Below are 17,794 nucleotides of genomic sequence, written 5' to 3'. Positions count from 1 at the left end.
ATTTTGGTAGTGACTTTTCTAAGCTGCTTTCTTTTCGTTACCTTACCTATTCAGATAGCTAGCATGTCACTCATTTTTTCATTAGTTAAACATTGCAATCGCAGCAGCAGGCTCAACGTATTCTAAGTCAAAGCTTTCTGCTACTTCTTTACATGTTACTTTTCCGTGAATAACGTTTAAGCCTTCAAGGAAACCGTGATCATCAGTAAGTGCTTGCTGATAACCTTTGTTTGCGAGCTTAACAATGTAAGGCAGAGTTGCGTTATTTAGCGCAAAAGTTGAAGTACGAGCAACCGCGCCTGGCATGTTTGCAACACAGTAGTGAACAACCTCATCAACGATGTACGTTGGATCGGCGTGTGTCGTTGCGTGAGAAGTCTCAAAACAGCCACCTTGGTCAATCGCCACATCAACAACGGCCGCGCCAGGTTTCATTTTAGCAATGTGCTCTTTTGTTACCAATTTTGGAGCCGCAGCGCCAGGGATAAGCACAGCACCAATAACAAGGTCTGCTTCTAGAACATGCTTCTCAATTGCGTCTTCTGTAGAATAAACCACTTTTGCGCGACCTTGGAACTCTTCATCTAAGCGACGTAGCGTATCAACATTGCGATCTAAAATGGTTACGTCAGCACGAAGGCCAACAGCCATGCGAGCTGCGTTAGCACCCACAACACCACCGCCTACAACGACAACTTTTGCTGGTTCAACACCCGGTACACCACCGAGTAGAAGACCACGACCACCATGAGATTTTTCTAAAGTTTGCGCGCCAGCTTGAATAGACATTCGACCTGCAACCTCAGACATTGGAGCTAATAGTGGCAAGCGACCCATATTATCTGTTACAGTCTCATACGCTATACAGACAGCTTTGCTCTTGATCAGCTCTTCCGTTTGTGGAAAATCTGGTGCAAGGTGTAAATAAGTAAATAATATTTGCCCTTCGCGAAGCATAGCTCGCTCTACAGCTTGAGGTTCTTTAACCTTTACAATCATCTCTGCTTGCGCAAAAACGTCGGCAGCAGTAGGAAGAATGGATGCGCCTACAGCGATGTAATCATCGTCTGAAAAACCGATACCGTTACCGGCATTGGTTTCTACAAAAACTTGGTGGCCATGTGAGATTAGCTCTCTCACACTAGCTGGAATCATACCAACACGGTATTCGTGGTTTTTGATTTCCTTTGGTACGCCAATGATCATCCTGACTCCTTATTTTATTTTGGTTGTTTTATCTGTGTGTAGGGTAATTCTGTCGAATTAATGTCTAGTATAGTGATGTTTTGTTAGGATTTGATACTAAATATTAAAAAGTTGTAGTATATTTTTTTGCAAGGAAGTAATAAGGTGGAATAAAAAATGGCAGACAACTATAAGAAGCCGTCTAAGGAACTAGACCGTATCGATCGCAATATTCTTAATGAATTGCAGAAAGATGGTCGAATATCAAATGTTGAACTTTCTAAACGTGTTGGTCTTTCACCAACACCATGTTTAGAGCGTGTTCGTCGTTTGGAGCGTCAAGATTATATTACGGGATATACAGCGCTGTTAAATCCGCAGTACCTAGATGCCTCTTTATTGGTATTTGTTGAAATCACGCTTAATCGTGGTGCTCCGGACGTATTTGAACAGTTCAATACTGCGGTACAAAAATTAGATGACATCCAAGAGTGTCATTTAGTTTCGGGTGATTTTGATTATCTTCTTAAGACGCGCGTATCCGATATGAGTGCATATCGTAAACTTTTGGGCGACACATTATTGCGTCTACCTGGAGTAAACGACACTCGTACGTACGTAGTTATGGAAGAAGTGAAACAAACTAATCAGCTTGTTATTAAAACCCGCTGATTCAAGTTAAAAACCTAAGTTAGCCCTAAAGCTGATAGTGCTTCGGTTTTATGGCTATCATTGATTGGGTTTTTGACCTTGATATGGTTAAATTGCTAAACAAACCGAGCGGCTTTTGCCGCTCGGACTGTTTTTACTCATCAAAGAATCAAGTAGGTTATGTTCAGAGAGAACACAGATAAAGTCGAAACTATAGTTAAGACTAGTGAAGAGCCTCAGTCTTCACGTTTAGATGGCGTACAACGCCTTAAAGAGTGTGGCTTAATTTTAGGCGTGCTCGCTTCCATTTTACTTTCTATTGCATTATTCACATTTAACCCAGCAGACCCCTCTTGGTCGCAAACGGCATGGGGCGGTGACATTCAAAATGCTGGTGGTATCGTCGGAGCGTGGATAGCAGATACACTATTTTTCATTTTCGGTTCACTTGCCTACTTAATCCCTCTTATTGTTATCATTGCTGCTTGGGTTCTTTGCCGTAAGCGAGGCGAACAAGACGACTTAGATTTTGTGCTATGGGGCACTCGATTACTCGGTTTGTCTATATTGATATTAACCAGTTGCGGTTTAGCTGATACCAACTTTGATGATATATGGTATTTCTCATCAGGTGGCGTTGTGGGTGATGTACTCACAAACTTATCATTGCCTGTTTTGAATATTCTCGGAACGACCCTAGTTCTTCTCTTCTTATGGGGGGCGGGTTTTACCCTTCTGACGGGTATTTCGTGGTTAAGTATTGTTGAAGGGCTAGGTAACGGTGCGATTGGGGCATGTACTTGGGGGCTAAATAAGCTTCGCGATACTGACAGAGAAGTTCTTGAACCTGTTCTTGATGATATTGATCACCAAGAATTCACGACAGAGAAAGCTCACTTACCTGATGTAGAATCTCGCTCTGAGTCGACTGAACACTTAGTCTCGCAAGAGAATGCAAGCTCACTTGAAGATGAATCTCAAGCCAATAATTATACGGATACCATTGATACTGATGACGCTGAACGCGATGTGAAGCCTCGTTACAATATTCATATGCCGGCCGAGTCTACTTCTGGAAGAGGCGCTTCTATTGCAGCCAGTATTCCAGCTTCATCGTATCAGCCTGAGCATTATGATGAAGAGCCTGAGTTATCAGTCGATCGTTCTAAGCAACTCACTGCAACGATTGAAGAGTTAGAATACGCCGCTCAAAGTGAAGATGACTTTGCCCAAGAAAATCTTGAAGACGAGATCAGCCGTATCGCTTCATTTGCATCAGAGAACGTTGAGGTCAATGCTGAACAAGAGCCTTTGTACTCTCCTCAAACAGAATTTCAGCCAGAACCTGAATATCAGAATGAAGTTAACACTGACTTTTCGGAACCAATCGCAGATTTTACTGTGGAAGATGAGGTGAATCAGCCTAGAATTTCAGAGTTTGGGCTTGAACAAATGACCGATGTAGACACGCCAAATCACATTGAACCAGTTATTTCAGATTTAGATATTCTTGAAGAAGATAGCGACAGCGTTACTCATCATGAGTCGGAAGAGGTTGTCGCATTTTCTGATGTTGATCTCCCTGCTGAAGTCAATGCAACTGAATCTGACATTGAAGTCGTGGAAGGTGAACTTGAGCATCCTGATAAAGATGTACAAGCTTTCCAAGAGATCATCTCTGCTGCACAAGAAAATGTGGCTGGGGCACAAAACCCGTTCTTGGTTCAGCAAGAGATCAACTTGCCTAAACCAGCAGAGCCACTGCCGACACTTCAACTTCTTTATCATCCTGAAAAACGCGAGAACTTCATTGATAGAGATGCGTTAGAAGAGATTGCTCGCTTGGTTGAATCTAAGCTTGCCGACTACAAGATTAAAGCGACGGTTGTGGATATTTTCCCAGGGCCAGTTATCACTCGCTTTGAGTTAGATTTAGCGCCAGGCGTAAAAGTCAGCCGGATCTCAAGCTTGTCTATGGATTTAGCTCGTTCACTTTCTGCCATCGCGGTTCGTGTTGTTGAGGTTATACCTGGTAAGCCTTATGTTGGTCTTGAATTACCAAATGTCAGCAGACAAACCGTCTATTTATCAGACGTTATTAATAGTCCTCAATTTGAGCAATCAACTTCGCCAACCACTGTTGTACTAGGCCAAGATATTGCAGGTGAAGCGGTTGTGGCGGATTTATCCAAAATGCCACACGTTCTTGTTGCGGGTACAACCGGTTCGGGTAAGTCGGTGGGGGTAAACGTCATGATTTTGAGCATGCTCTACAAAGCATCGCCAGATGAAGTTCGCTTTATCATGATTGACCCGAAAATGCTTGAGTTATCAATATATGAAGGTATTCCGCATCTATTATCAGAAGTGGTCACCGACATGAAAGATGCCTCGAACGCATTACGCTGGTGCGTTGGAGAGATGGAGCGACGTTACAAGTTAATGTCAGCTGTCGGTGTTCGTAATCTGAAAGGCTATAACGAAAAGCTAAAAATGGCAGCAGAAGCTGGACATCCTATTCACGATCCTTTCTGGAAAGAGGGAGACAGTATGGATACAGAAGCGCCATTGCTTGAAAACTTGCCGTATATCGTGGTGGTTGTCGATGAGTTTGCCGACTTGATCATGGTTGTGGGTAAGAAAGTGGAAGAGTTAATTGCTCGACTTGCTCAAAAAGCTCGTGCAGCAGGCATTCACTTGATCCTGGCGACCCAAAGACCATCAGTTGATGTGATTACGGGCATCATCAAAGCGAACATTCCTACACGTATTGGTTTTACCGTATCAACCAAAATTGATTCACGAACCATTCTCGATCAGGGTGGCGCAGAATCATTACTTGGTATGGGTGATATGCTCTACTTACCTCCAGGTTCAAACCATACCATTCGTGTACATGGCGCATTCGCGTCCGATGATGATGTGCATGCCGTGGTGAATAACTGGAAGGCGCGGGGTAAACCTGTCTACATTGATGAGATCGTTAATGGCGAACAAACGGCAGATTCACTACTTCCAGGTGAACAGTTGGAAAAAGATGAAGATACCGATCCACTGTTTGATCAAGTGGTTGAACATGTAACGGAGTCTCGCCGAGGTTCGGTTTCAGGCGTACAGCGCAAGTTTAAGATCGGTTACAACCGTGCCGCACGAATTGTGGAGCAACTTGAAGCTCAAGGTATCGTGAGTGCTCCGGGCCATAATGGTAATCGTGAAGTGATTGCACCCCCTCCAATTAAAGATATGTAATCGTCTAAAATATTGAGTAATAGTGAACAGCAACAACACAGCCAAGTGGTTGTGTTGTTGCGGCTTAATTAGTTCACTGAACTTTGAAAATGTCTGATGGTCTACTCAATGTATGCCTATAAGAGAATCTGAATGAAAAAATTATCGTTATTATTGTTTTTGAGCTGCTCAGTGTTTGCGGCCCCTAAAGATGAATTGAGTAGCCGTTTGGCTCTGAACTCAGGGTTTAGTGCTGATTTTTCCCAGCAAGTGATTAGCCCTGAGGGTGATCTTGTCATGGAAGGAGAAGGGACAGTCGAGATCGCGCGACCAGGTCTGTTCCGCTGGACAACAACATTACCCGATGAAAATGTTCTAGTGTCAGATGGAAAGAGCCTATGGTATTACAGTCCATTTATTGAGCAAGTTAGCATTTATTGGCAAGCTCAGGCGACAGAGCAAACTCCTTTTGTGCTACTGACTCGCAGTAAAGAGAGTGATTGGGATAACTATCAAGTTAACCAAAATGGCGATCAATTTGTTCTCACTCCAACGGCTGTCGATTCGAATCAAGGTCAATTCCAAATTGATATTAACAGCAAAGGCGTTGTTCAAGGGTTTAATGTCATTGAGCAAGATGGCCAGCAAGGACGTTTTGAGTTTAAAAACGTAAATTTGACGACACCTAATAAAGCGACGTTTACTTTTGAGATCCCTGATGGGGTTGATGTTGACGATCAACGCAACTGATTCATCCGAGTCAGATATTCAACGAATGAGCCATTATCGTGAGTAATTACAGTCTAGATTTTTCCGGAGATGAAGATTTTCGTCCTCTTGCTGCTCGCATGAGACCAGAAACGGTTGAACAGTATATCGGTCAACAGCATATATTGGGTGTTGGAAAACCATTACGTCGAGCATTAGAAGCTGGCCACATTCATTCCATGATTTTGTGGGGGCCTCCTGGTACAGGAAAAACAACGCTAGCGGAAGTGGCGGCAAATTATGCCAATGCGGAAGTTGAACGGGTATCCGCCGTGACTTCTGGTGTGAAAGATATTCGAGCGGCCATTGATAAAGCACGTGAAAATAAAATGGCAGGAAGACGTACAATTTTATTTGTAGACGAAGTCCATCGCTTTAACAAAAGCCAGCAAGATGCTTTTCTGCCTCACATTGAAGATGGAACGATCACCTTCATTGGGGCGACGACCGAAAACCCATCGTTTGAACTCAATAACGCTCTGTTATCACGAGCAAGAGTCTACAAACTCACTTCTCTCAGTGAGCAAGATATTCGTCAAGTGATCGATCAAGCGGTTGAAGATAAAGAGAGAGGCTTAGGTCAGATCTCGGCAGATTTTATCGATGATGTACTGGATCGCCTATCAGAATTAGTAAATGGCGATGCCCGAATGTCACTTAATTATCTCGAGCTTCTGTATGATATGGCAGAAGATAATAGTGAAGGGCAGAAGAGCATCACATTACCTTTGCTTGCAGAAGTGGCGGGTGAAAAAGTCGCTCGTTTTGATAACAAAGGGGATATTTGGTACGACTTGATTTCTGCGGTTCATAAATCCATCCGAGGTTCGAACCCTGACGCCGCGCTCTATTGGTCAGCTAGGATGATTGCCGCAGGTTGTGACCCTCTCTATATCGTGCGTCGCTTACTTGCTATCGCTTCTGAAGATATTGGTAATGCCGATCCAAGAGCGATGCAAGTGGCGATGTCTGCTTGGGATTGCTTTACTCGAATTGGTCCTTCTGAAGGTGAAAGGGCGATCGCACAAGCTGTCGTCTATTTAGCGTGTGCACCAAAGAGCAACGCCGTTTATGTCGCGTGGAAAAATGCCATGCTAGACGCCCATAATCAGCCTGAGTATGAAGTTCCTCATCATCTACGTAATGCTCCAACAAGTTTGATGAAAGACATGGGCTATGGCGCGGAATATCGTTATGCTCATGACGAGCCTGGTGCTTATGCGGCAGGAGAGAAATATTTCCCTCCTGAAATAGCCGATACTCGTTACTATTTCCCAACAAATCGAGGTTTAGAGGGGAAAATTGGTGATAAGTTAGATTATCTGGCGGATTTAGACGCAAAAAGCCCACAAAAGCGCTATGAAAAGTAGTGCTTTTTGGATATCGTTACCAAGTATAAAAAATTCTTTAACGGTAGAGTTTCTACCGTATCCTCAAATATAACTAAAGCATAGGATTAGCAATGCTGGATTCTAAATTACTTCGAGCTGAGCTGGATGAAACAGCGGCAAAATTGGCGCGTCGAGGATTTATTCTTGATGTAGAGAAAATTCGTGAACTTGAAGAAAAGCGCAAGTCCCTTCAAATGAAAACTGAAGAGCTACAAGCGTTACGTAATTCTCGATCGAAGTCCATCGGCCAAGCAAAAGCGAAGGGCGAGCACGAAGAAGCTGAGCGTATCCTTGCAGAAGTCGGTAGCTTAGGTACAGATCTTGATGAAGCAAAAAAAGAGCTTGCTGAACTTCAAGTTAGCCTAGAAGAGATCACAAACGCGATCCCTAACCTTCCGCATGACTCTGTACCAAACGGTAAAGATGAAGATGAGAACGTGGAAATTTCACGTTGGGGTGAGCCAAAAACTTACGACTTCGAAGTGAAAGATCACGTTGATCTTGGTGAAATGTCTGGCGGTTTGGATTTTGCTAGCGCAGTAAAAATCTCAGGTTCTCGCTTTATCGTAATGAAAGGTAAATTTGCACGCCTACACCGTGCTATTGCACAGTTCATGTTAGATCTGCATACCGATACTCATGGTTATACAGAAATGTACGTACCATACCTAGTGAACTCAGACAGCTTGTTTGGTACAGGTCAATTACCAAAATTTGGTGAAGATCTATTCCACACTAGCCCGCTAACTGAGCAAGTGAGTGACGTACCTCTTAAGAAACTATCGCTGATTCCAACTGCGGAAGTTCCAGTAACAAACATGGTGCGCGATACCATCACTGATGAAGCTGAGCTTCCACTTAAAATGACAGCTCATACGCCATGTTTCCGTTCAGAAGCAGGTTCGTACGGCCGTGATACTCGTGGTCTTATCCGTATGCACCAATTCGACAAAGTTGAATTAGTTCAAATTACTAAGCCTGAAGATTCAATGGAAGCATTAGAAGAACTGACTGGCCATGCTGAGAAAGTTCTACAGATGTTAGAACTTCCTTACCGTAAAGTGGTTCTTTGTACTGGTGATATGGGTTTCGGCTCTAGCAAAACTTACGATTTAGAAGTATGGGTACCAGCGCAAGAGACGTACCGTGAAATCTCTTCATGTTCAAACATGGGTGACTTCCAAGCTCGTCGTATGCAAGCTCGTTTCCGTCGTAAAGGCGAGAAGAAGCCTGAACTGGTTCATACATTGAATGGTTCTGGTTTGGCGGTAGGACGTACTATGGTTGCGATTCTTGAAAACAACCAAGAAGCAGATGGCCGTATCGCGGTTCCAACTGTATTACAACCATACATGGGCGGCGCAACGCACATCGGTTAATGCATCGGTTAAAAATATACCGTTGAATGAATAAACAAAAAACCAGCCACGTGCTGGTTTTTTTATATCTGGAGTTTAAGTTTGACGAATATAGGCCTCTCATTAGATAGTAAAACCAGGCGAGACGTGCCCTCTTCTCTAAACAGTGAGGTGTATTTTATAAATAAGGGGAGGTGGGTTTTATTTACGGTACAGTAAGTGATAGTATATGCACCAATATCACGTGAATTGATGATTAGGTGATCAATTCATTAAGCCATCGCAAAGATTTTTACAATAAATACGGAATTTTATTTAGAAAATCGTTATGCACATGAAGGTCAAGATGATCAAAAACATTTTTTTGTGTCTTCTCTTAATTCTTACATCTCAATTTAGTCTAGCTGAAACTCAAAATAATATTGATAACAGCAAGTTACAAACCTTAACCATTGGTTTCCCTTCTCGATATATTGAACCATTAGCGATGGCTGATGAAGATGGCGAAATTGTCGGTTTGCTTCCATCCCTTTTTCGCCGTTATGCAGAACAAGCAGGCTACAAAGTCGAAATACTGCCTTACGCTACTTTCAGCGATGTTATGAATGCATACATCAAAGGTGAACTGGATGTAATGATTGGGGTGACAGCGACATTAGAACGTGAATCCATCATGACGTTTACTGAACCTATGTTTGCGGTGCGTCGTGCTGCTATCAGCGCAACCCCAGTGACGACATACAAAGAGCTTGAAAACAAAACGGTCGCAACAATTAAAGGTTTTGCTGATGAAAGCTTTTTAAGAAACGTTTTACCTAGCGCGAGTTCGTTATCTGTCCCGAGTAACTTAGAAGCGATTCGAACCGTTGCTTTAGGCTTGGCAGATGCTCAAATTGGCGATGGCGTAATGTTATATGAGCATTACAAAAACAGTCCGTACCTGGAAGATGTGGATATGTACATGCTGGATGATCTTCCAGTCGATACACTGTATGTAGGTGTGCCAAAATCTGATAGTGAAATGCTGGAGCGATTGAACCAAGGCATACGTGAAGTGAATGCTTTACCTGAACATGAACGTATTCTTAATCGCTGGTTAGATGAAAGACAGCAAGAATATATTCGTAAAGCCTCATCACTAACGTTATCAAAAGAAGAGCAGCAGTGGATCGATAATCACCCTGTCATTGGCATTGGTGTTGAAAGTGATTGGGCTCCGATTGAAGTCGTTGAAAATGGTGTTTACAAAGGGATCGCAGCGGATGTTCTTGAAGAAGTAAGCCGATTAACAGGGATCAAATTCGATCCGAAATACTACTCAACTCATAGGGAAAGCTACTGGGCATTCCTAGACGGTGAGTTTGAGATGATGTCGTCACTGTCTCCTACCGCTAAACGACGTGAAAAGATGTTATTAAGCCAAGCGTTCATGCGAGAACCTTGGGTACTTATTGGACGCTCAGACGATTATGAGAAAGAGTTGTCATTCGATAACTTAGAGAAAAGTGATGTCATTGGGGTCATTGCGGCAACGTACGGTCAGTCAATGGCTAAAGAGTTTTGTGTAAGCTGTACCGTGCTTGAATACGATAGTGTTTATGATCTTGTTACGGCCCTAAATGAAAGTAAAGTTGATGTCGCAATTAGCTCCTTATTGCTTGCTTCCCCATATCTACAAGGCCAGTATGCCGGCCAATTAAAAGTCATTAATAACATTAATGAACGTTCCTTTATTCCTGTTACTTTTGCTGTGAATAAAGAAAACCAGATTTTACTTAATATCATAAATAAAGCGCTTAGCGTGATACCGCCAAGTAAAATGGTTGAAATTGAAAAAAAATGGATGAGTACTTCATACCAAACTGGAGTACAAACTCAGAAAGTTGTTTTATGGATCTCGATTATTTCAGTGGCATCACTGTTAATTATAGGTGTGGTTTTTTATTGGAACCGTAAGCTACAAGGTGAGGTTCAGCAGAGGGTCGAAGCGGAAACAGAATTAAAACGACGAGTTCAATTTGAACGATCGTTGCTCAATGCCATCCCATTCCCGATTGTGGTAAAAGATGTTGATGGCAATATCGTTACGACTAACCCTGCTATTTCGATGTTGAGTGCCAGTGATGACGATCTTGCTCAGTTTGTTGCTGGTGGTTCTCTTGAAAGTAAAGAACTTGATGAGATCGTTAACCATAGTAGTGAAGACCAGAGAGTTCTCGCGGGCGAAATGCTCCCTCGAATGGAAAAAAATGTCGTTATTGGTGGCAAAGAAAGACAGTTCTCATACTGGAAATGCCCATATCAACTCTCGGAGAGTAGCAGTGCCGACGGTGTTGTTACCATTCTTAATGATGTTACAGAGTTAAGAAATGCAGAGCTAAGAGCTCGTGAAGCTGAACAGCGGGTTCAGTATCTAGCTGATAACGTTAGCGGAGCGGTTATTCAACACGTTCAAAGTAAAGAAGATTTAGATGATCTCAACTTCACATTTGTGAGTGCGGGTATTCAAGAGTTAGTCGGAGTGAGCTCTGAAGAACTCGTCAAGGATCATCGTAAATTCTTAAATGTATTAGATGAACAGCAACGCGATGACTTTATTGCTCATACTAGAGTATGTGCAGATATAGGTTCTATGTCGTATGAACTGCATATTACGTCAGAAGATCGAGATAAATGGTTACACCTTCAGAGTCGAATTACTTCAAATAGTGATCACTTTACGTGGAATACCGTACTGACCGATATCACTGAGCTTAAAAACCAACAAGCCGAGCTAGAGGCCGCAAAAGCAAAAGCCATTGCAGGGACAGAAGCTAAGTCTCGATTCTTGGCGAATATGAGCCATGAAATTCGAACTCCAATCAGCGGAATTATTGGTTTACTGGAAATATTTAGCCAATATCCAATGCGTGATGATGCTCTGAAAGTCCACAGCAGTTTAACAAAATCGGCTGATAACTTGCTGCATATCGTTAATGATATTTTAGACTTCTCGAAAATTGAAGCGGGCAAGTTAACGCTGTCTCCAATCGATGCTGATATCCATTCGATGTTATCTCGAATTACTCAGACACAAGCCAGTCATGCCCATGCTAAAGGGTTAAAATTTGAGTACTGGTTGTCTCCAAAAGTAGCAAGCATTGTTCATGTCGATGATGTTCGCTTGGGGCAGATTCTAAATAATTTCATCAATAATGCGATTAAATTTACTGAAAAAGGGCACATTCGCTTGGCGGTTGATCTGCTGGCACATGAAGGCTCATATCAAACATTGCGTTTTTCTGTATCAGATACTGGTGTGGGAATTAATGAGGATGCTCAAAACAGCTTGTTTATGCCATTTGTTCAAGCGGACGAAAGTACTCAAAGGAAGTTTGGTGGTACAGGCTTAGGTCTATCTATTACTAATGAGCTTGTTGCGCAGATGGGCGGCGAAATTACCGTCGTTAGCCAACTAGGTGAAGGCTCATGCTTTAGCGTGGTTATTCCTGTTAAAGCGATTGAGCAACAAGAGTCGTTGAACTTTAAAGGTGAGAAGAGCCTTGTAGTTGGCGAGTTTAATCAACTTGATGATCTCATTGAGTATATGTCTCACTGTGATGTCAAAATGGACCACGAAGCATTTGATGATAAGAATCAACTTGCTTTTCTAGCATCTCGAAATCGCATCAGTTCATTATTCATTACTCGTTTTGAATATGAGCGTTTAGATTTGAAACACAGCTGGATTAAAAATCAGCTTCCGGGAGTGAAATGTATTGTTCTTGAGAGAAGAAAAGGGATGCTTTCGCCTGAACCTTACGATGGTTTCTGGGCAATGTCTGTTAACCCAATCATTCCAGATCAGCTTTATCACTGCCTAAAAACACCTGTTGCTGTCGGTGCTTCGATGAATGTGGCTGAAAATCAAAACAAGGTGGTTGTTCAAAGTCGTAAAGAAGCGATTGAAAATGGACGACTTATCCTCGTTGCTGAAGATCATCCGATCAACCGCCAAGTGATCATGACCATGCTGTCTCAGTTGGGTTATACCGCTGATGTTGTTAATGATGGTGCTCAAGCGTTTGAAGCATTGCAAAGTGATGAATATGGATTGCTTCTTACAGACTGTCATATGCCTGAAATGGATGGATATGAGTTAACAAAAGCGGTTCGAGCCAAAGAGGGTGCTGAAAGTCGCGAAGCTATGCCAATTATCGCCCTTACTGCGAATGCAATTCAGGGAGAAGATGAGAAGTGTATTGAGCTTGGTATGTCTGCATTTTTATCGAAACCTGTGAGTAAGGTGAAGTTGACTGAAACGCTAGATCATTGGTTACCACAAATTTTGTCTGCTCAGGAAGAAATCGTTGTCACTGAAGATAATGTAGATGTTGCTGGCGAAAATGATCTAATAGCTCAAGAACATAGCGCAATAGATCAAAAAAGTGCGGACGAATTAGCACTGGCTGCATTTGAGAACGAGTTTGAAGTCGCTGAGCCAGTGCAAAGTAGCGGTTCAGATGACTTATCCGCCATCGATGGTTTTGAGTTTGATTTTGCAGGCGATGATGATTCAGAAGAGACATTCTGGGGTGAAGAGCACCTCAAGAGTAGTGAAGTGGATAAGCCAGAAGAAGCTTTACTCGATATTCCCGCTATCATTGACATTTTTGGTGATGAAGAAGTGGCCAAAAATATTGCTTTCGATTTTGTAAAAAGTCAGAACGAAGATATGAATCTACTGTTGACCGCATTTGATGAGAAAAATCACTCTGATATACAAGAGATATCACATAGAATGAAAGGTGCAGCTAGAATGCTTGCATGTCACTCTTTTTCAATTCCTCTAGAGCGATTGGAATCTGAGGCTACACATGGGAACGATCTTGTGTACGATGAACTTGAAGCCGAACTCACTTTAAAGCTGGCACAATTGAACGCTGAAGCTGAACAAATTGTTTAATAGGATATCTATGAAGTTATTGAAAAACATGGATCTATTGGTTGTTGATGATAGCGATATTATCTGTAAATCTAGCCGTATCCTATTGACTAAAATTGGCTTTAATCGAGACAAAATTCGTTTGGTAGGTCAGGCGAATAGAGCCGTGCTAGAGTGCCGAGTCACGGCCTTCGACATTCTAATTGTTGACTATAATTTAGGTGAAGGAAGCACGGGCCTCCAGTTATTAGAAAGGCTTTATCACGAGAAACTGCTTGCACACGATCCGATCATTTTGATTGTCACTGCTGACAATTCAGCAACTGTAATTCGTAGCTTTTCTGAGTTTGAACCAAGTGGTTTTATCGTTAAACCACTGAGAGTAGATGTACTCACAGAATCATTGAAAGCCTGCATGGATGAAAAAGCATTCATCACACGAGTAGTTGATAGTTATCATCAAGCGGGTTTATCAGAGGCTCTACCGACGTTAAAAGAAGCGAAGAGTAAGAAAATATACAATTTAGCGTTAACCAAATTGTGTAGTGAAATTATATCGGTAGGTGAAGATGATATCGCATCACGATTATTGGTGAATTACATAAAAGCCAATAGTTATGTTCGCGCGCATATTATGTACGTTGACTTAATGCTGAAGGCGGGCAATATCGAAGAGGCGGAGAAAGTATTGCTGCCCCTACGTAAAGCTAATCGCTTCTCTGTTCCTGTGCTTGAATTAGAGTGTCGTTTTCAGTTTGAAAAGGGCATGTATGAACAAGCTGCGGAGAGTATGCTGCATTTACATAAAATGTCGCCGCAAAGGCTTCCTCGTTTGTATGCTCTGATTTTGCAGCATGTTGGATTTCTTGCTAACGAAAATATCTCGAAGTTAATTCAGGAGCTTGCCTTTAAATCTAGCCATTCTATTTGGGAAGAACCAAACCTGTACTTTTTGCTCAGTTGGATCCTTTTACAAGAAGCTGAGTTTAGTAACCGTTCTACCAGTGAAATCTGGGGTATGTTAACTCGGAACAAAAAGTTTACTAAGCCGGATAACTCCCTGCAAAGTCGTTTAGGGGTATGGTCTTTAGCAAACAGCGGCCAATATTCTGCTGCATATGAGTTACTGCAATCCTGCGAAGAAGTTGAAGAGTGTTTCGAGACTATCTTTGTGGCATATCATACGCTGCATGTTCTAGGTATGTGGCAAGAAATGCAGAGTACTTTGCAAAAGTTAGTTGCGGTATCAGATCAAGAGCCTCAATCGCTTTTGCGAGATATCCAAAACAAAATGGCTAAAAAGTTGATTGCAGATTGGCGCAGTCAGAAAAGTACATTAGTCACATTCCCTAAATCATTCGATGGTTTACCAATTGAGTATTTATTCAAGCTATGGGGTGACTACCGGTTCAATATAAAAGTTGCAGAACAGATTGTTAGTCATGATGACTATAAACAGCAAGAAGGAATTGCAGGTAATAAATCGCTATTTAAAGAAGTTAATTTAACAATTGAGCAGAACAAAAAATTAATAGAAGAGTAAATTAATTTATTACTTTCTATATTTTTGCTCGTATATATGGATAACCATAAATGTCTAAACGTATTCTTGTCATTGAAGATCATAACTTTCAAAGAATGGCGCTTCTCGCCTTATTGAAACAGTTTGATCATGTAGAAGCTGAAGGTGTCGGAAGTGCGCAGGAAGCGTTAGATTTAATCGAAATACAGACTCCAGATATGGTGATCTGCGATTTAAATATGCCAGGTATTGATGGTATCACGCTATTAAGGTTACTTGCTGAAGCGGATTATGGTGGTGAAGTCATCATATCGAGTGCGGTAACGGAAGTCGTTTTAAAAGCAGCGGGTCGAATGTGTACGGCTTACAACATGAACCTATTAGGGGCGATCAGCAAGCCGATCAATAAAGTAAAGCTTGATGCCATATTAAATCAAAATTTAAAGCCTAAGCACTACTTCTCAAAACCGTTGCCTGACTTTAGCCGTGAAGACATACTTGAAGCATTAGATAAAGAGCAGTTCATCCCTTTCTATCAGCCTCTCATTAAATTCGAAACGGGTGAGTGGCTAGAGTCTGAGGCTTTGGTTCGTTGGGACCATCCTGAGCACGGTTTGTTATCTCCGATATTTTTTGTTGAAAAGATCATTAAATATGGGCTTTCAACAAAACTGACCCTGCTGTTATTAAAGTGCGCATTGCGTGACTTGCCAACCCTAGGAAACCGTCGTGTGGCGATCAATATCACCGCGCAAGACCTTATGGATGCGAGTTTTGTTGATACTGTATTGGCGTTACAGGTAGAGCACCCATCGTTGCCTCAGCGATTAAGGTTTGAATTGACCGAAACTGATATGATTGAGCATCTTGGTTATACGCTTTCTTCTGCTATCCGTTTATGCATGAAGGGATTTGAGCTCGCAATTGATGATTTTGGAACGGGTTACTCTTCAATGCAGCTTTTAGATGACATGCCTTTTACTGAATTAAAGATTGATTTAAGTTTCGTACAGAAGATGTTGGTGAGTCGCAGTGCTGAATCTATTGTTGCCGCTAGCCTATTTTTGGCAAAAAAACTGGGTATGGAAACCGTATCAGAAGGCATCGAAACCCGAGAAGTATGGATGCATTTACGTTCGATTACTGATGGCATGGGGCAGGGCTACTTTATGAGTCGACCTTTACCTCTTCATGAACTTGAGCAATGGCATCAAGATTGGCAGGTTCGTGTTAAAGATGAAGATCTATTGTCTGGTCCGTTTGCTTGTAAAATGGGTAAATGTTAGTGCAGTAATACTTTAAACGAATATGAAAAGAGCCGTGAATGATTCGCGGCTCTTTTTGTTTATACCGCTCTTATTTTGAGGCGAAACATTGGTCATCATTTAAGGCAGAATCAATGGCATGAATTAATGCCTCGATATGCTCTGGTTGGCTTATATAAGGTGGCATCATGTAGATGAGTTTACCAAATGGGCGGATCCAAACACCATGTTCCACAAATAGAGCTTGAATATTTTCCATGTTAACTGGGCGATGAGTTTCAACGACTCCGATAGCTCCAAGCCAACGAACATCTTTCACTAACTCATGTTTTGTTAGTGGCGGTAGCTGTTTTGAAAATTGCTCTTCAATCATCTTTGTTTGTTTTTGCCAGTCACCTTGCTCGATCAAATCCAAACTTGCCGAAGCCACTGAGCAAGCCAGCGGATTTCCCATAAAGGTAGGGCCGTGCATAAAACATCCTGCTTCGCCTCCACATACCGTATCTGCGACTTGTTTGCTCGCTAAAGTGGCTGATAGTGTCATATAGCCACCAGTTAATGCCTTACCTACACACATGATATCCGGTTGAATTCCAGAGTGTTCACTAGCAAACAATTTACCTGTACGTCCGAACCCAGTCGCGATTTCATCTAAAATCAGCAGTACATTGAACTCGTCACACAATAAGCGTACTTGCTTGAGAAACTCAGGATGATAGATACGCATTCCCCCCGCACCTTGAACAATAGGCTCTAAAATAACAGCGGCTATTTGCGAGTGGTGGTCGGTGATTTTCTGTTTAAAATCGTCAATATCAGTCTCATCCCACGGTTGCCAATATTCCGTTTTTGGCGAGTTTGCAAAAATATGTTCAGGTAAAAAACCTTTATAGAGGCTATGCATTGAATTGTTAGGATCAGTCACTGACATCGCCGCGAAAGTATCCCCGTGATAGCCGTCTCTTAATGTCAGGAACTTTGGTCGCTGCTCCCCTTTGGCATGCCAGTACTGTAGGGCCATTTTTAAACTCACTTCTACAGCGACCGAACCGGAATCGGCAAGGAAAACATGTTCAAGATTATCAGGGGCAAGTTTAAGCAGTTTTTTGCAGGTATCGATTGCAGGTTGATGAGTGATACCACCAAACATGACATGAGATATTTTATCGATCTGCTGGTGGGCGGCTTGGTTAAGGTGAGGATGGTTGTAACCGTGAATGGCAGACCACCAAGAAGACATACCATCAATAAGTCGTTTACCGTTCTCAAGTTCAATGAATACGCCATCAGCATTTGTGACAGGATAGCAAGTGAGCGGGTTCAGTGTTGATGTATAAGGGTGCCAGATGTGTTGACGGTCAAATTCGAGATCCATAGCCATTCCATAATGCATTGTGTAAATATTAACCACTTGTAAACTTGTGTTTTTGTTGATCGTTGACAGTCTACTGTTTGTCGGTAGACTAGCCAAGTAGCAATGCACATATTATTAAAATATCAAT

General features: G+C 42.1%; 10 protein-coding genes. 8 read left to right on the top strand and 2 right to left on the bottom strand.

Annotation, left to right across the window (positions count from 1 at the left end; translation table 11 throughout):
• Positions 1-81: 81 nt before the first annotated feature.
• A complete protein-coding gene (gene ald / locus F0249_RS05445; RefSeq protein WP_017053893.1) occupies positions 82-1,206 on the bottom strand; it encodes an alanine dehydrogenase in 1,125 nt (374 codons plus the stop codon).
• A gap of 156 nt (positions 1,207-1,362) precedes the next feature.
• Between ald and lrp the strand changes: the two genes are divergently transcribed.
• The 8 genes from lrp to F0249_RS05405 all read left to right on the top strand — a co-directional run bounded on the left by lrp (position 1,363) and on the right by F0249_RS05405 (position 16,313).
• Positions 1,363-1,857: a leucine-responsive transcriptional regulator Lrp gene (lrp, locus tag F0249_RS05440; protein ID WP_017053892.1), complete on the top strand. Its 495-nt coding sequence runs from the start codon at positions 1,363-1,365 to the stop codon at positions 1,855-1,857.
• 159 nt (positions 1,858-2,016) lie between these two features.
• Positions 2,017-5,085 carry a DNA translocase FtsK 4TM domain-containing protein gene (locus F0249_RS05435; protein WP_171756083.1) on the top strand — a complete coding sequence of 1,023 codons (3,069 nt, stop codon included), beginning with the start codon at positions 2,017-2,019 and terminating at the stop codon, positions 5,083-5,085.
• Positions 5,086-5,217: 132 nt separating this feature from the next.
• On the top strand, positions 5,218-5,814 hold the full coding sequence (gene lolA, locus F0249_RS05430; RefSeq protein ID WP_171756082.1) for an outer membrane lipoprotein chaperone LolA: 597 nt from the start codon (positions 5,218-5,220) through the stop codon (positions 5,812-5,814).
• Positions 5,815-5,852: 38 nt separating this feature from the next.
• The gene (locus F0249_RS05425; protein WP_017053889.1) at positions 5,853-7,202 is read left to right on the top strand and encodes a replication-associated recombination protein A; all 1,350 of its coding nucleotides are present in this window, start codon (positions 5,853-5,855) and stop codon (positions 7,200-7,202) included.
• Positions 7,203-7,294: 92 nt separating this feature from the next.
• On the top strand, positions 7,295-8,602 hold the full coding sequence (gene serS / locus F0249_RS05420; RefSeq protein WP_017053888.1) for a serine--tRNA ligase: 1,308 nt from the start codon (positions 7,295-7,297) through the stop codon (positions 8,600-8,602).
• A 325-nt stretch (positions 8,603-8,927) separates the two neighbouring features.
• Complete coding sequence (locus F0249_RS05415) at positions 8,928-13,526, top strand: transporter substrate-binding domain-containing protein (protein WP_171756081.1); 4,599 nt, start codon at positions 8,928-8,930, stop codon at positions 13,524-13,526.
• A 10-nt stretch (positions 13,527-13,536) separates the two neighbouring features.
• Positions 13,537-15,048: a response regulator gene (locus F0249_RS05410; protein WP_171756080.1), complete on the top strand. Its 1,512-nt coding sequence runs from the start codon at positions 13,537-13,539 to the stop codon at positions 15,046-15,048.
• Positions 15,049-15,098: 50 nt separating this feature from the next.
• The gene (locus F0249_RS05405; RefSeq protein WP_113795939.1) at positions 15,099-16,313 is read left to right on the top strand and encodes an EAL domain-containing protein; all 1,215 of its coding nucleotides are present in this window, start codon (positions 15,099-15,101) and stop codon (positions 16,311-16,313) included.
• 70 nt (positions 16,314-16,383) lie between these two features.
• Here the strand turns inward: F0249_RS05405 and bioA are convergent, their stop codons facing one another.
• A complete protein-coding gene (gene bioA / locus F0249_RS05400) occupies positions 16,384-17,667 on the bottom strand; it encodes an adenosylmethionine--8-amino-7-oxononanoate transaminase (RefSeq protein WP_171756079.1) in 1,284 nt (427 codons plus the stop codon).
• Positions 17,668-17,794 lie beyond the last annotated feature (127 nt).

Source organism: Vibrio sp. 03-59-1 (genome assembly GCF_013114135.1).
Taxonomy (GTDB): Bacteria; Pseudomonadota; Gammaproteobacteria; order Enterobacterales; family Vibrionaceae; genus Vibrio; species Vibrio cortegadensis.
This window is presented reverse-complemented; position numbering and strand designations above follow the sequence as displayed.

Excerpts from the sequence above, each read along its gene's own strand:
- F0249_RS05405 (WP_113795939.1), top strand. The coding sequence starts at position 15,099 with ATGTCTAAACGTATTCTTGTCATTGAAGATCATAACTTTCAAAGAATG.
- lrp (WP_017053892.1), top strand. The coding sequence starts at position 1,363 with ATGGCAGACAACTATAAGAAGCCGTCTAAGGAACTAGACCGTATCGAT.
- F0249_RS05410 (WP_171756080.1), top strand. The coding sequence starts at position 13,537 with ATGAAGTTATTGAAAAACATGGATCTATTGGTTGTTGATGATAGCGAT.
- bioA (WP_171756079.1), bottom strand. The coding sequence starts at position 17,667 with ATGGATCTCGAATTTGACCGTCAACACATCTGGCACCCTTATACATCA.
- serS (WP_017053888.1), top strand. The coding sequence starts at position 7,295 with ATGCTGGATTCTAAATTACTTCGAGCTGAGCTGGATGAAACAGCGGCA.
- F0249_RS05415 (WP_171756081.1), top strand. The coding sequence starts at position 8,928 with ATGATCAAAAACATTTTTTTGTGTCTTCTCTTAATTCTTACATCTCAA.
- F0249_RS05435 (WP_171756083.1), top strand. The coding sequence starts at position 2,017 with ATGTTCAGAGAGAACACAGATAAAGTCGAAACTATAGTTAAGACTAGT.
- ald (WP_017053893.1), bottom strand. The coding sequence starts at position 1,206 with ATGATCATTGGCGTACCAAAGGAAATCAAAAACCACGAATACCGTGTT.
- lolA (WP_171756082.1), top strand. The coding sequence starts at position 5,218 with ATGAAAAAATTATCGTTATTATTGTTTTTGAGCTGCTCAGTGTTTGCG.